This window comes from Terrabacter sp. LjRoot27, from assembly GCF_964254175.1.
Classification (GTDB): domain Bacteria; phylum Actinomycetota; class Actinomycetes; order Actinomycetales; family Dermatophilaceae; genus Terrabacter.
Map to the genome: position 1 here is coordinate 1537372 of NZ_CAXUSS020000001.1, position 13795 is coordinate 1551166.

Genomic DNA, 13795 nt, shown 5'->3' on the forward strand with positions numbered 1-13795 from the left:
CGTGGGGGCGTCGGCCGTCCCCGTGTCGCGACGGGTCAGCGGCCGCTGAGCCGCTGCGGCTGGAGAGCGAGCCAGTCGGCGAACGTCCGGCCGCCCGTCTGCGCGTCGCCGGGGAAGGGCACGGTCCGCCGCTCGGCGAACGCCTTCATGACCCCGCCGACCGCAGGCAGGCGCACGACCTTCGAGCGGGAGGCGCCCCGGTGCGCGCGCAGCAGGCCGGCGAGCTCGCCGACCGTGAGCACGTCGGGACCCGCGACGTCCGTCGCCCTGGCGTATGCCGTGGGGCGCGCTCCCAGCGCGAGGTCGACGAGGCGTCCGGCGACGAAGTCGGTGTCCACGGGTTGGAGGGCCATGTCGCCGATGGTCAGGGTGACCGGCCCGACGCTCAGCTTCCGGGCGAAGAACGCTGCCAGGGAATGGAACTGGGTGGCGCGCAGGACCGAGGCCGCGCCGCCTGCCGCCTCGATGCCCTGCTCCGCGCGCAGCTTGCGGCGGTAGTAGGCCAAGGGGTGCTCGTCGATGCCGACGATCGAGATGTGCACGAGGTGCACCCCGAGGTCGGCAGCCGCGTCGGCCAGTCGTCGCGTCCCGTAGACGGTGACGGTGTCGCCGCGCGAGGTGTCGTCGGCGCAGTGGACGACGGCGTCGGCGCCCGCCAGGACGGCTTCGAGCCCGTCGCCGGTCGCCAGGTCCACGCCGGTCCTCCGGCTCGCCGGCACCGCCTGGTGCCCGCGAGCCGTGACCTCCCGGACGACCCTCGACCCGAGGTCCCCGGCGCCTCCCGTCACGACGATGCGCATGACCCCACCCTGACGTGCTCGCCCCCGGCGGCGCAACGCTTCGCGTCGGATCATGCTGTGGTTCTGCGCACGTTGCCGCGGAAGGCTCCCCTCTCCCTCCAGCCAGCCCGAGGTGTCGGTCGCCGCGAGCACGACGCGCCGCAGGTCGATGGTCGGGTCACGTCCTGGTGCCACCCACCCGACGAAGCGTCCGGCATACGGAATCGGTGTTCCATCAGCTGATACGTGTGCCGCCCCTCCGGGCCGTGTTCACATGTTGGTTACATCTCGTGATTCCGCGCGAACGACGGCCTAGACTCGCCGACGGCACATCGCGGTGCCGCCGACGGCCCGCGCCCCCTGTCGTGCGTGAGGCCCCGCTCCGTCCGGAAGGGTTCCCCTGTGAGCAAGCCCGTTGTCCTCATCGCCGAAGAGCTGTCGCCCGCCACCATCGAGGCGCTGGGACCGGACTTCGAGGTCCGTTCGGTCGACGGGGCCAACCGCGACGCACTGCTCCCGGCGCTCGCCGACGTCGACGCGATCCTCATCCGATCGGCCACGAAGATGGACGCCGAGGCGATCGCCGCCGCGAGGCAGCTCAAGGTCATCGCCCGCGCGGGCGTCGGTCTCGACAACGTCGACGTCCAGTCGGCGACGCAGGCCGGGGTCATGGTCGTCAACGCACCGACCTCCAACATCACGTCTGCCGCCGAGCTCGCCGTGGCGCTGCTCCTCGCGACCGCCCGCAACATCGCCCCCGCCAACCAGGCCCTCAAGGCCGGCGCGTGGAAGCGCAGCAAGTACTCCGGCGTCGAGCTGCTCGACAAGACCGTCGGCGTGGTCGGCCTCGGTCGCATCGGCGCCCTCGTCGCCGAGCGCCTCAAGGGCTTCGGCATGAAGATCGTCGCCTACGACCCCTACGCCTCGCCCGCCAAGGCGGGACAGCTCGGCGCCCAGCTCGTCGGCCTCGACGAGCTGCTCGCCCAGTCCGACTTCATCACCATCCACCTGCCCAAGACGCCCGAGACGCTCGGCCTCATCGGTGAGGAGGCCCTCACGAAGGTCAAGCCGTCGGTGCGCATCGTCAACGCCGCCCGCGGCGGCATCGTCGACGAGGCCGCCCTCGCGCGCGCCATCGCCGAGGGCCGCGTCGCGGGCGCCGGCATCGACGTCTTCGCCACCGAGCCGACCACCGAGTCGCCGCTCTTCGAGCACGAGTCCGTCGTCGTCACCCCGCACCTCGGCGCCTCGACCGAGGAGGCCCAGGAGAAGGCCGGCATCGCCGTCGCGAGGTCGGTGCGTCTCGCGCTCGGAGGGGAGCTCGTCCCCGACGCCGTCAACGTCAGCAGCGGCTTCATCGCCGAGGAGGTCCGTCCGGGCATCCCGCTCGTCGAGAAGCTCGGCCGGATCTTCACCGCGGTGTCCGGCAGCGTGCCGGCGCAGCTCGACGTCGACGTCCGCGGCGAGATCACGGCCCACGACGTCAACGTGTGGAAGCTCGTCGCCCTCAAGGGCCTGTTCACCGACGTCGTCGAGGACACCGTGACCTATGTCAACGCCCCGGTCCTCGCCGAGCAGCGCGGCTGCGTCGTGCGGCTCGTCACCGACCCCGACGCCGGCGACTTCCGCAACGTCACGACCCTGCGCGGCACCCTCGCCGACGGCTCGGTCGTGTCGGTCTCCGGCACGCTGACCGGCCCGAAGATGGTCGAGAAGCTCGTCGGCGTCAACGGCTACGACCTCGAGGTCCCGCTCTCGGACCACATGCTCGTCTTCGAGTACTCCGACCGTCCGGGCGTCATCGGCGCGGTCGGCCGGATCCTCGGCGACGCCGGCATCAACATCGGCGGCATGCAGGTCTCACGCCAGGACGACCGGGCCATCGGCGTGCTCAACGTCGACAGCGCCGTCCCCGCCGCGATGGCGGCCGAGCTCTCCGAGGTCATCGAGGCCAAGACCTTCTCGGTCATCGGCCTGCAGGACTGACCCGGAGCCGGTCAGCTCCGGCGGGCAGTGTCGGTCCCGACGCGCTCGTCGGGCTCGCCACCCGCGTCGCCGCGCCCGTCGTCCGCGCGCTCACCCCCCTCGTCCACGTCCTCGTCCTCGTCGTCCTTGTCGTCGGCGGTCTCGAGGTCGGCGAGCTCGGGGACGAGCTCGTGCCGCTTGCTGAAGGTGTCGACGATGGCGAGGGCGACCGCCGCGATCGGGATGCCGATGAGGGCGCCGATCGGGCCGAAGAGTGCTGCGCCGGCGATGACCGACCCGAGCGCGACGGCCGGGTGGACGTCCATGGTGCGGCGGCTGATGCGCGGCGTGAAGACGTAGTTCTCGAGCTGCTGGTAGACGGTCGCGAAGGCGGCGATCCACACGGCGTTGATCGGCTTGTCGAGGATGGCGAAGAGGGCGGGCAGCGCGACGCCGATGTACGTGCCGATCGTGGGGATGAACTGGCCGACGATGCCGGCGAAGATGCCGAGGGGCAGCCAGAACGGCACGTCGATGAACCAGAAGAACGCGACGTGGAAGACGGCCGAGAGTGACGCGAGGACGAGCTTGGAGACGACGTAGCCGCCGGTCTTCTCGACCGAGATCGTCCACACCGTGATGAAGACGCGCTGGTAGCGCTGCGGCAGCCACGACCCGATGGTCTGGCGCAGCCGCGGGCTGTCGGCGGAGAAGTAGTACGCGAAGACGAGGATCGTCAGCGCGTCGAAGAGGAAGGTGATGACGGAGCCGAAGATCCCGATGATGCCGCCGCCGTACTTGCCGGCCAGCTCGCCGAGCTTGTCCGGGGTCAGGCTCAGGGCCGTCTGGATCTGCGCGATGTCGAACTGCGTGCCGAAGGCGGAGTTGACCCAGTCGATGGCCGACGTGATCGCCCCGGGCAGCTGCGACCCGAGCTGGGAGAGCTGCGAGACGAAGACCTGGCCGAAGAGCTCGGCGAGACCCGCGAAGAGCAGGAGCATCCCGAGCATCGTCAGGCCGGTGGCGAGACCGCGCTTCATCCAGCGCTTGCTCAGCCACAGCACCACCGGCTCCATCGCGATCGACAGCAGCCAGGCGAGCAGCAGCAGGAAGAGGAAGCTGCCCATCGCGTGGAAGGCCCACGTCGCCACGGAGAGCAGGACGACGGCGACGAACACCGTGACGATGATGCGTCTCGCGTTGCCGGGCGTGATGGCGATCCATCGCGCCTCGTTGTCGAAGGGCACCCCCGGGACGGCGTGGCTCGTGTGCCTCGCGCGCGGGGAGGTGGCCCGGTGGTCCGGGTGGTCGGCGTGGTGGCGAGCGGTGCCGGTGGAGGGGTCGGCAGGCGCGTCGGGGTGGTCGGCGCTCACGCGGCGAGCCTACGGCTCCCGGCGCGGGGAGCGGGGGATGCGCGACACGTGCCGCGGCCCGGGAGCGGACGAATGGCGGACATCGCGTCTCATCCAGTGGAAACCCCCTTTACCCATGGGTAGCCCGGCGTACCGTGAAATGCATGACGCGGCAGGTCGTACGTATTCCCAGCCGCGGCGAGTCCAGGTAGTCAGCACCTCGCCGCGGAGACCCCGCGCACCCCTCTGCTGACCGGTTCGCCCACCCGGGCTGGAGCCACCTGAGACCACCCACACCGCATGCACACCCGAAAGACGTGATCACCATGAGCGAAGACGCCAAGGCCGCCCGTCAGGCCCTGCAGGAGTCGATGGACCTGCGCGACCAGGGTCACACCGAGGACTGAGCGACACCCGACGACGACCCGAACCGCGGTCCCGTTGCGCGGTCGTGACGACGGCCCCTGCCCTCCCGGGCGGGGGCCGTCGTCGTCCGCTCACTAATTGAGACGCAGATTCCACATCACAAGACGGGTTCTAGGCTGACGACATGGCACAGACGCAGGTCAAGGACGCCTACTCCATCGCCGTGATCGGTGGTGACGGCATCGGCCCCGAGGTGGTCGCGGAGGGTCTCAAGGTCCTCGACGCGGTCACCGGAGACAGCGGTCCGAAGTTCGCGACGACCGAGTACGACCTCGGCGCCCGCCGCTGGCACGCCACCGGCGAGACGCTGCCCGACTCCGTCCTCGAGGAGCTGCGCGGCCACGACGCGATCCTCCTCGGCGCCATCGGCGACCCGAGCGTCCCGAGCGGCGTCCTCGAGCGAGGCGTGCTGCTGCCGCTGCGCTTCGCGCTGGACCACTACGTCAACCTGCGCCCGGCCAAGCTCTTCCCCGGAGTCGCGAGCCCGCTCGACGTCGCGCGCGTCGCCCCCGACGGCATCGACTTCGTCGTCGTCCGCGAGGGCACCGAGGGTCCCTACACCGGCAACGGCGGCGCCCTGCGCGTCGGCACCCCGGCCGAGATCGCGACCGAGGTCAGCGTCAACACCCGCTTCGGTGTCGAGCGCGTCGTCCGCGACGCCTTCGCCCGCGCCCAGGCCCGTCCGCGACGCCACCTGACGCTCGTGCACAAGCACAACGTCCTCACGTACGCCGGCCACCTCTGGCGCCGCACCGTCGAGGAGGTCGGTGCCGAGTTCCCCGACGTCGAGACCGCCTACCAGCACGTCGACGCGGCCACGATCTTCATGGCGACCGACCCCGGGCGCTTCGACGTCATCGTCACCGACAACCTCTTCGGCGACATCCTCACCGACATCGCCGCCGCCATCGCCGGCGGCATCGGGCTCGCGGCGTCGGGCAACATCAACCCGGCCCGCACGACGCCCAGCATGTTCGAGCCCGTCCACGGCTCCGCCCCCGACATCGCCGGCCAGTCCAAGGCCGACCCGACCGCGGCGATCCTCTCGGTCGGCATGCTCCTCGCCCACCTCGGCCTCGACGCCGAGGCCGCCCGCGTCGACGCCGCCGTCGCCGCCGACCTGGCCGAGCGCGGAGACGCCGTGCGCAGCACCACGGCCGTCGGTGACGCCGTCGTCGCGCGTCTCTGACCGGGGCGCCCACGCCGGCCGGACGGCATACGACCACCTCCCGTCGGGGAGGGGCTACTTCTGCGTCTCACGATGTGGGCGATAGCCTGACGTCGAATCACCGCTGATCGCTCTTGGAGGTTGCGCCATGTCCACGGATGCCGCGAAGGCTTCGACCCTGTCGTTCGAGGTGACGCGCCGCGACGACGCCACCACCCCGGAGCGCATCGCCGAGATCCTCGAGAACCCCGGCTTCGGCAAGACCTTCACCGACCACATGGTCGTCGCGACGTGGACCGCCGACGCCGGCTGGGGCGGCGCGCAGGTGAAGCCCTACGGTCCCTTCCAGCTCGACCCGGCGGCGGCGGTGCTCCACTACGCCCAGGAGATCTTCGAGGGCATGAAGGCCTACCGTCACGCCGACGGCTCGATCTGGACCTTCCGCCCCGAGGCCAACGCGGCTCGCTTCGCCCGCTCGGCCCGACGGCTCGCGCTGCCGGAGCTGCCCGAGGCCGACTTCATCGAGTCCCTGCGCCAGCTCGTCGGCGTCGACCAGGCGTGGGTCCCGGCCGGCGACGCGGGGGAGAAGAGCCTCTACCTGCGTCCCTTCATGTTCGCCTCCGAGGCCTTCCTCGGCGTGCGTCCGGCGCAGCAGGTCACCTACTCCGTCATCGCCTCCCCGGCCGGCGCCTACTTCTCCGGCGGTCTCAAGCCCGTCACCCTCTGGATCTCCACCGACTACGCGCGTGCGGGCGAGGGTGGCACGGGCGCGGCCAAGTGCGGCGGCAACTACGCCAGCTCCCTCGCCGGCCAGCTCGAGGGGATCGAGCACGGCTGCGACCAGGCCGTCTTCCTCGACTCCTCGACCCACACGTACATCGAGGAGCTCGGAGGCATGAACCTCTTCCTCGTCACCAAGGACGGGCGCATCATCACGCCCGAGCTGACCGGCACGATCCTCGAGGGCGTGACGCGCAGCTCGATCCTCGAGATCGCCAAGGAGCTCGATCTCGAGCCCGAGGAGCGGCGCATCCCGATCGAGGAGTGGAAGGAGGGCGCGGCCAGCGGCGACATCGTCGAGATCTTCGCCTGCGGCACGGCTGCCGTCGTCACGCCCGTCGGCGAGCTGCGCTGGGACGGCGGATCCGTGGACCACCGTCGTGAGGGCCACGAGGACCGCTACGCGGAGGCCATCCGCGCCAAGCTGCTCGACATCCAGTACGGCCGCGCCGAGGACTCGCACGGCTGGCTGACGCGCCTCGTCTGAGACGGGGAGTGGCGCCCATGGGCGACGCGCCGTTGGCACGGCCTCGTCTCGTCGCCACCGACCTCGACGGAACGCTGCTGCGCTCCGACGGGGTGATCTCGCCGCGGACCGGCGCCGCGCTGCGCGACGCCGAGTCCGCCGGCATCGGCGTCGTCTTCGTGACAGCCCGTCCACCCCGGTGGCTCGACCCGCTCGCCGACGCCGTCGGCGGTGACGGCACGGTCATCAGCGCCAACGGCGCCTTCGACTACGACGTGCGCACGCGGACCGTCACCGCGTCCTACCCGCTCGAACGCGCCCTGCTGCTCGAGATCGTCTCCGACCTGCGCGCCGCCGTGCCGGGGATCGGCTTCAGCGCCGAGCTGAGCGACGGCGTGCACACCGAGCCGAACTACCCCGAGCTGCACCCCCGGTGGGTGCCCGACGGCCTCGTCCCCGCACCCATCGACGACCTCCCGGCCGGGGCCGTCGTCGGCAAGCTGCTGGCCCGCACCGAGCACCTTCCCGAGGACGAGGTCATCCCGCGGGTCGCCGAGGTGCTCGGTGGCCGCGCCCTCGTGCAGCACTCGGGCACCGGGGGTCTCGCCGAGATATCGGCCCCCGGGGTCACGAAGGCGGCGGGACTCGTGCGCTGGTGCGCCCGGGCCGGCATCCGCGCCGAGGACGTGTGGGCCTTCGGGGACATGCCCAACGACGTCCCGATGCTCGAGTGGGCCGGGGTGGGGTGGGCGGTCGCCAACGCCCACCCGGACGCCCGTGCCGCCGCGACGCGCACGTGCGCGTCCAACGACGAGGACGGCGTCGCGCGCACCCTGGAGTGGGCGCTCGACCTCTGACCCCCGGTGTCGCCGGCGGCCCGCGAGGTGGTCCCGCTGTCCGAATGGTCTGTTGTGGCTCCTTTGGCCCGGTCACCGGGCAGCAACGCGCGGGAAACCTTCCTGTCCCAGCACGGAAGAGGTCTCTCGGAGGTCTGTTCGGCTGCGATGCGCGGCGCTAGCATCGGTCCAACTTCATACCGAAGATGGGAGTGCAGGGCATGGCTCAGGCAACTGATCTCTCCGACGACGAACGCCGACTGGCGGAACTCGGCTACAAGCAGGAGCTCGACCGGTCGTGGTCGGGTTTCTCGAACTTCGCGATCTCCTTCTCCATCATCTCGATCCTGGCCGGCTGCTTCACGACGTTCGGCCAGGGCTTCAACAACGGCGGCCCGATCGCGATCTCGTGGGGCTGGCCCATCGTGGCCGCCTTCATCCTCGTCATCGGTCTGACGATGTCCGAGCTCGTGTCGGCCTACCCCACCTCGGGGGGCATCTACTGGTGGGCCAACAAGATGGGCGGCGCGCGCGCCGGCTTCTTCACCGGCTGGCTCAACCTCATCGGGCTCGTCGCCGTCACGGCCTCGGTCGCCTACGGGTGCGCGACCTTCATCGACCTGGCCCTCAGCACGTGGTCCGAGGGATATGCCGCCGGCTACTCGTTGACCCGTGTCTTCTGGATCTTCCTCGTCGTGCTCGTCGCGGCCGCCGTGCTCAACATCTTCAGCGGCCACCTCATGGCGGTCATGAACAACGTCTCCGTGTGGTGGCACGTCGTCGGTGCCGCGGTCATCATCCTCATCCTCATCGTCGTGCCCGACAACCACCAGAGCTTCAGCTACGTCTTCACCGAGCGCTTCAACAACTCCGGCTACTCCGACGGCTCGACGAGCTCGCCGACGTACTGGCTGCTCGTCGTCCCGTTCGGCCTGCTGCTGACGCAGTACACCATCACCGGGTTCGACGCCTCCGCCCACCTGTCCGAGGAGACCTCGGCGGCGTCCAAGGCTGCCGCACAAGGGATCTGGCGCTCGATCTTCTACTCCGCCATCGGCGGCTGGATCCTCCTGCTCTGCTTCCTCTTCGCCGTGCCGGACGGCGCGGACGGCAAGCCCGACAACGTCGGCGTCGGCGGTGGGGGAGTGGCCTACATCTTCACGCACGCGATGGACTCGAAGTGGGCGGCCGCCATCCTGACCATCTCGTGCATCGGCCAGTTCTTCTGCACGACCTCGTGCATGACGAGCGCCTCGCGCATGACCTTCGCCTTCAGTCGCGACGGCGCCGTGCCCGGCTCGCGGCTGTGGTCGACGCTGACCGGGGCGAAGGTGCCGGCCAACGCCGTCATGCTCGTCGGTGTCGTCAGCGCGATCATCACGCTGCCCGCGCTCGTCGAGGTCAACATCGGCACTGAGGAGGCTCCGCTCATCGTGCCGACCGCCTTCTACGCCGTCGTCTCGGTGGCCGTCATCGGCCTCTACCTGGCCTTCCTCATCCCGATCTGGCTCCGGTGGAAGATGGGCGACGCGTTCGTGCCGGGCTCGTGGACCAACGGGCCGAAGTACAAGTGGATGAACCTCGTGGCCGTCATCGAGATCGCGATCATCTCGATCTACTTCATCCTGCCGTTCGTGCCCGGCGGGGTGCCCTTCACCGACGGCTTCGAGTGGAAGTTCGTCAACTACGCGCCCATCCTCACGCTGGGCTCCCTGCTCGTGCTCGGCGTGTGGTGGCGGGTCTCGGCGCGGCACTGGTTCAAGGGACCGAAGAGCAACATCGACCCCGAGGTCGTCGACGCGTTCAGCGAGTGACCACGGAACCGCGGGCCCGGCCGGACCCCGCTCCCGGTCCGGCCGACCAGCTCGCCACCGCCCTCGCTCGGCTGTCCCACGCCGGACAGCCGAGCGAGGTCACGGAGCTTCCCGGCGGGTTGACCAACCACAACTACCGCGTCCGCACGGGCGGCCTCGACGTCGTCGTGCGCGTCTCGTCGCCGACGAGTGCGCTCCTCGCCGTCGACCACGAGCACGAGTGGCTCAACTCGATCGCGGCGGCCGAGGCGGGCGTGGGTGCCCCGGTCCTCGACTACGTGCCCGGAGCGGGCATCCTCGTCGTCGAGTTCCTCCCCGGACGCACGTATGCCGCCGCCGACGTGGGTGCCAACCTCGGCCGTGTCGCGGCGTCCCTGCGCCGGCTGCACGAGGGCCCGGAGTTCGCCTCGCGCTTCGACATGTTCGACATCCAGAGGTCGTATGCCGCCATCGTCCGTGAGCGCGGCCTGCGGGTCCCCGAGGGCTACTGGCTGCTCGAGGAGGCATCGACCCGCGTCGAGCGCGCGCTGCGGGTCCACCCCGACCCGCTCGTGCCGTGCCACAACGACCTGCTCGCCGCGAACTTCCTCGACGACGGTGGGGACGTGCGGATCATCGACTACGAGTACTCCGGCACCAACGAGGCCGCGTTCGAGCTCGGCAACCTCGTGGGCGAGTCGCGGCTCGACCACGACCACCTCGTCGAGCTCGTCGAGGCCTACCACGGCCGCGTCAGCGACCGCCTGCTCGCGCGCGCCGAGCTCTGGGGGCTGGCCGGGCAGTACGCGTGGACGCTGTGGGGTGCGATCCAGCACGGCGTCTCCGACCTCGACGCCGACTTCTGGGCCTTCACGACCGAGCGCTTCGAGCCGGCTGCCGCCCTGCTGACCAGCCGGCGCCTCGGCCAGCTCGTCGACGCCGCCACCGGCGACGACCCCGGAGCGCCACGATGACCGAGATCCCCTCTCGCGCAGAGGTCGTCGTCATCGGCGGCGGGGTCATCGGCGCCAGCGTCGCCTACCACCTGGCTCATCTCGGGCGGACCGACGTGCTCCTCGTCGAGCAGGGCACCCTGTCCTGCGGCACGACGTGGCACGCCGCAGGACTCGTCGGGCAGCTGCGGGCGAGCGAGGCCGGCACCCGGCTCGTGCAGTACTCGACCGACCTCTACTCGCGCCTCGAGGCTGAGACGGGACTCGGCACCGGCTACCGGGTCTGCGGCGGCCTGACCGTGGCCCGCACCCCGGAACGCATGGTGGCGCTGCGGCGCACGGCAGCCAGCGCGGCGGCATACGACCTCGACTGCGAGCTGCTGACGCCGGAGCAGGCCCACGATCGCTACCCGCTCATTCGCATCGACGACGTCGTCGGCGCCATCTGGCTCCCCGGCGACGGCAAGGCCAACCCGACCGACCTCACGCAGGCCCTCGCCAAGGGCGCGCGGCAGCTCGGGGTGAGGGTCGCCGAGCGTGTCCGCGTCACCGACGTGCTGACGCGTGACGGGCGGGCCGCCGGGGTGCGCACCGACCACGGTGACGTCGAGGCCGACGTCGTCGTCAACTGCGCCGGGCAGTGGGCGCGAGCCGTCGGCGCGATGGCCGGGGTCAACGTCCCGCTCCACTCGGCCGAGCACTTCTACGTCGTCACCGAGGCGGTCGAGGGCGTGCACCGGGACCTCCCGGTGCTGCGCGACCCCGACGGCTGGACCTACGTCAAGGAGGAGGTGGGCGGCCTGCTCGTCGGTGGCTTCGAGCCCGAGGCCAAGCCGTGGGTGTCGCCCGACCGCATCCCGTACCCCTTCGAGTTCGCGCTCCTCGACGAGGACTGGAAGCACTTCGAGGTGCTCATGGAGAGCGCGATCCACCGTCTCCCGGTCCTGGCCGAGACGGGGATCCGCAAGTTCTACAACGGCCCCGAGAGCTTCACGCCCGACAACCAGTTCATCGTCGGCGAGGCGCCGGAGCTGCCGGGCTTCTTCGTCGGAGCAGGGTTCAACTCCGTGGGGATCGCGAGCGCGGGAGGGGCCGGCCGCGCCCTGGCCGAGTGGGTCGCCGAGGGGCGTCCGACGCTCGACCTCGTCAGCGCCGACATCCGTCGCTTCTCGCCGCTCGCCGGCAACAACGCCTGGCTGCGCGAGCGGGTCGTCGAGGTGCTGGGCCTGCACTACGCCGTGCCGTGGCCCAACCGCGAGCCCGGCACGGGACGGCTGCAGCGGCTCTCTCCGGTGCACGACCGGCTCGTCGCGCAGGGGGCGGTGCTCGGCACCCGCAACCACTGGGAGCGCGCCAACGTCTTCGCGCCGCAAGGGCAGTCGCCCCGACTCGACTACTCGTGGGAGCGGCCGACCTGGGTCGACTGGTGCGTCGAGGAGCAGCGGGCCACGCGCGAGGCGGTCGCCGTGTTCGACCAGACCTCGTTCTCGAAGTACCTCGTCGTCGGCGCGGACGCCGAGCGGGCGCTGCAGTGGATCTGCACGGCCGACGTCGCCGTACCCGTCGGGCGCACGGTCTACACCGGCATCCTCAACGACGGTGGCACCTACGAGTCCGACGTCACCGTGACCCGGACGGGCGAGCGCGAGTTCCTCGTCGTCAGCAGCGCGGCGACGACGGTGCGCGACCTCGACTGGCTGAGGCGGCACGTGCCCGTCGGCGCCGACGCGAGCGTCGTCGACGTCACGAGCGCGTACGCCGTCCTCGGCGTCATGGGGCCGCGCTCGGCCGACCTGCTGTCCGCCCTCTCGGACGACGCCTTCGACGACGCGTCGTTCCCGTTCGGCTCGAGCCGCGAGGTGCGTCTCGGCGCGGCCGTCGTGCGAGCCACGCGGATCACGTACGTCGGCGAGCTCGGCTGGGAGCTCTACGTGCCGACCGAGCTCGCGGCCGGGGTCCACGACGAGCTCTTCCGGGTCGGTGCCGGGCTCGGGGTCCGGCCGGCCGGCTACTACGCCATCGAGGCGATGCGGCTCGAGAAGGGCTACCGCGCGTTCGGACGCGAGCTGACGACCGAGACCGGACCCGTGGCGGCCGGCCTGACCTTCGCCTGCAAGCTCGGCACGGACGTCGACTTCCTCGGCCGGAGAGCGGTCGAGTCCGCGAGGGCCGTGACCCCGCCGCGACGGGTCGTGTCGTTCGTCGTGGGGGACCCGGCGGCATACCCGTGGGGCGGTGAGCTCGTCCTCCGGGACGGGCGGCCCGTCGGGCAGGTGACGAGCGCTGCATGGGGCGCGACCGTCGGGGCCGGCGTCGGGCTGGCGCTCGTGGGCGACCGCGAGACGGGCGAGGCCACGACGGAGTGGGTACGCACGGGGGAGTGGGAGATCGACGTCGCGGGTCACCGCCACCTCCTGGCGGTGGGGCTCCGTGCGCCGTTGGACCCGCAGGGGCTGCGACTCCGGAGAACCGGGTCCGACACGCCCTAATGGTTCCTTCTCAGACCATTGACGAGGTGGAGGTGACGGTATTGGATCGACACGTGAGCGCAGCCGTACGACAGCCGTCCCTCCCGGACGTCGTGCTGCGCCCCGCGACCGGCAACGTCTTCGAGGGCACCGTCGAGCAGCTGGCGACGGCGATCCGGCTGGGCGTCTTCACGCGCGGCGAGCAGCTGCCGCCCGAGCGGGAGCTCGCCGAGCGGCTCGGCGTCAGCCGCAACACGCTGCGCGAGGCGATCGCCGCCCTGCGCGACTCGGGCCTCGTGACGACCCGCCGCGGTCGCGGCGGCGGCACGTGGGTCACCGACGCCGCGGAGCTCCCCTCGAGCACGACCGGGGCGTTCGTGCGCAGCGGCGCGGCGATGCGTGACGCGCTGACCTTCCGCCGCGTCGTGGAGCCCGGCGCCGCCTGGCTCGCGGCGACCCAGCCCCTCGCTGGCGACCAGCGGGCCTGGCTCACCGACAGCCTCGCCGAGGTCGACGACGCGGTCGACGGGGCGGCGCACCGCGTCGCCGACTCGCGGCTGCACCTCGCCGTGGCCACGCTCTCCGGCTCGCCGATGCTCATCGACGCCGTGACTCGGTCGCAGGCGGCCCTGCACGACATGCTCATGGCGATCCCGGTGCTCCGGCGCAACATCGAGCACTCGAACGCCCAGCACCACCAGATCGTCGGGGCCATCCTCGGCGGGAACCCGGAACGAGCCAGGGCGGTCATGGAGGAGCACTGCGACGCGACCTCCGCACTGCTCCGTGGCCTCATCGGCTGAGACGAC

The 13795-nt window shown here is 71.3% G+C and carries 11 protein-coding genes; 9 read left to right on the forward strand and 2 right to left on the reverse strand.

Annotated elements, in window-relative coordinates:
* Positions 1 to 35: 35 nt before the first annotated feature.
* Complete coding sequence (locus tag ACSQ2D_RS07165; RefSeq protein ID WP_435985279.1) at positions 36 to 800, reverse strand: SDR family oxidoreductase; 765 nt, start codon at positions 798 to 800, stop codon at positions 36 to 38.
* Between the two features lie 381 nt (positions 801 to 1181).
* Here ACSQ2D_RS07165 and serA point away from each other — a divergent pair, with 381 nt between their 5' ends.
* The gene (gene serA, locus ACSQ2D_RS07170) at positions 1182 to 2765 is read left to right on the forward strand and encodes a phosphoglycerate dehydrogenase (RefSeq protein WP_435985280.1); all 1584 of its coding nucleotides are present in this window, start codon (positions 1182 to 1184) and stop codon (positions 2763 to 2765) included.
* Between the two features lie 11 nt (positions 2766 to 2776).
* Here serA and ACSQ2D_RS07175 read toward each other — a convergent pair whose 3' ends face one another.
* A complete protein-coding gene (locus ACSQ2D_RS07175) occupies positions 2777 to 4117 on the reverse strand; it encodes an AI-2E family transporter (protein ID WP_435985281.1) in 1341 nt (446 codons plus the stop codon).
* A 305-nt stretch (positions 4118 to 4422) separates the two neighbouring features.
* Between ACSQ2D_RS07175 and ACSQ2D_RS07180 the strand changes: the two genes are divergently transcribed.
* The 8 genes from ACSQ2D_RS07180 (at position 4423) to ACSQ2D_RS07215 (ending at position 13789) form a co-directional block, all read left to right on the forward strand.
* On the forward strand, positions 4423 to 4503 hold the full coding sequence (locus ACSQ2D_RS07180; protein WP_081633825.1) for a 3-isopropylmalate dehydrogenase: 81 nt from the start codon (positions 4423 to 4425) through the stop codon (positions 4501 to 4503).
* Between the two features lie 143 nt (positions 4504 to 4646).
* The gene (locus ACSQ2D_RS07185; RefSeq protein ID WP_435985282.1) at positions 4647 to 5711 is read left to right on the forward strand and encodes a 3-isopropylmalate dehydrogenase; all 1065 of its coding nucleotides are present in this window, start codon (positions 4647 to 4649) and stop codon (positions 5709 to 5711) included.
* Positions 5712 to 5838: 127 nt separating this feature from the next.
* Positions 5839 to 6957 (forward strand): branched-chain amino acid aminotransferase, encoded by a 1119-nt coding sequence (locus tag ACSQ2D_RS07190; RefSeq protein WP_435985283.1) that lies wholly within the window; start codon positions 5839 to 5841, stop codon positions 6955 to 6957.
* Positions 6958 to 6974: 17 nt separating this feature from the next.
* On the forward strand, positions 6975 to 7793 hold the full coding sequence (locus ACSQ2D_RS07195; RefSeq protein ID WP_435985284.1) for an HAD hydrolase family protein: 819 nt from the start codon (positions 6975 to 6977) through the stop codon (positions 7791 to 7793).
* Between the two features lie 200 nt (positions 7794 to 7993).
* Positions 7994 to 9586, forward strand: a complete 1593-nt coding sequence (locus ACSQ2D_RS07200; protein WP_435985285.1) for an amino acid permease — start codon at positions 7994 to 7996, stop codon at positions 9584 to 9586.
* A complete protein-coding gene (locus tag ACSQ2D_RS07205) occupies positions 9583 to 10539 on the forward strand; it encodes a phosphotransferase (protein ID WP_435985286.1) in 957 nt (318 codons plus the stop codon). The genes ACSQ2D_RS07200 and ACSQ2D_RS07205 overlap by 4 nt, the downstream gene beginning before the upstream one ends.
* The gene (locus ACSQ2D_RS07210; RefSeq protein WP_435985287.1) at positions 10536 to 13007 is read left to right on the forward strand and encodes a GcvT family protein; all 2472 of its coding nucleotides are present in this window, start codon (positions 10536 to 10538) and stop codon (positions 13005 to 13007) included. The genes ACSQ2D_RS07205 and ACSQ2D_RS07210 overlap by 4 nt, the downstream gene beginning before the upstream one ends.
* A gap of 53 nt (positions 13008 to 13060) precedes the next feature.
* Positions 13061 to 13789: a FadR/GntR family transcriptional regulator gene (locus ACSQ2D_RS07215; protein WP_435985288.1), complete on the forward strand. Its 729-nt coding sequence runs from the start codon at positions 13061 to 13063 to the stop codon at positions 13787 to 13789.
* The last annotated feature ends 6 nt before the right edge of the window (positions 13790 to 13795 follow it).

Coding starts and splice junctions, on each gene's coding strand:
- ACSQ2D_RS07165 (WP_435985279.1), bottom strand. CDS start 800: ATGCGCATCGTCGTGACGGGAGGCGCCGGGGACCTCGGGTCGAGGGTC.
- ACSQ2D_RS07180 (WP_081633825.1), top strand. CDS start 4,423: ATGAGCGAAGACGCCAAGGCCGCCCGTCAGGCCCTGCAGGAGTCGATG.
- ACSQ2D_RS07185 (WP_435985282.1), top strand. CDS start 4,647: ATGGCACAGACGCAGGTCAAGGACGCCTACTCCATCGCCGTGATCGGT.
- ACSQ2D_RS07190 (WP_435985283.1), top strand. CDS start 5,839: ATGTCCACGGATGCCGCGAAGGCTTCGACCCTGTCGTTCGAGGTGACG.
- ACSQ2D_RS07195 (WP_435985284.1), top strand. CDS start 6,975: ATGGGCGACGCGCCGTTGGCACGGCCTCGTCTCGTCGCCACCGACCTC.
- ACSQ2D_RS07200 (WP_435985285.1), top strand. CDS start 7,994: ATGGCTCAGGCAACTGATCTCTCCGACGACGAACGCCGACTGGCGGAA.
- ACSQ2D_RS07210 (WP_435985287.1), top strand. CDS start 10,536: ATGACCGAGATCCCCTCTCGCGCAGAGGTCGTCGTCATCGGCGGCGGG.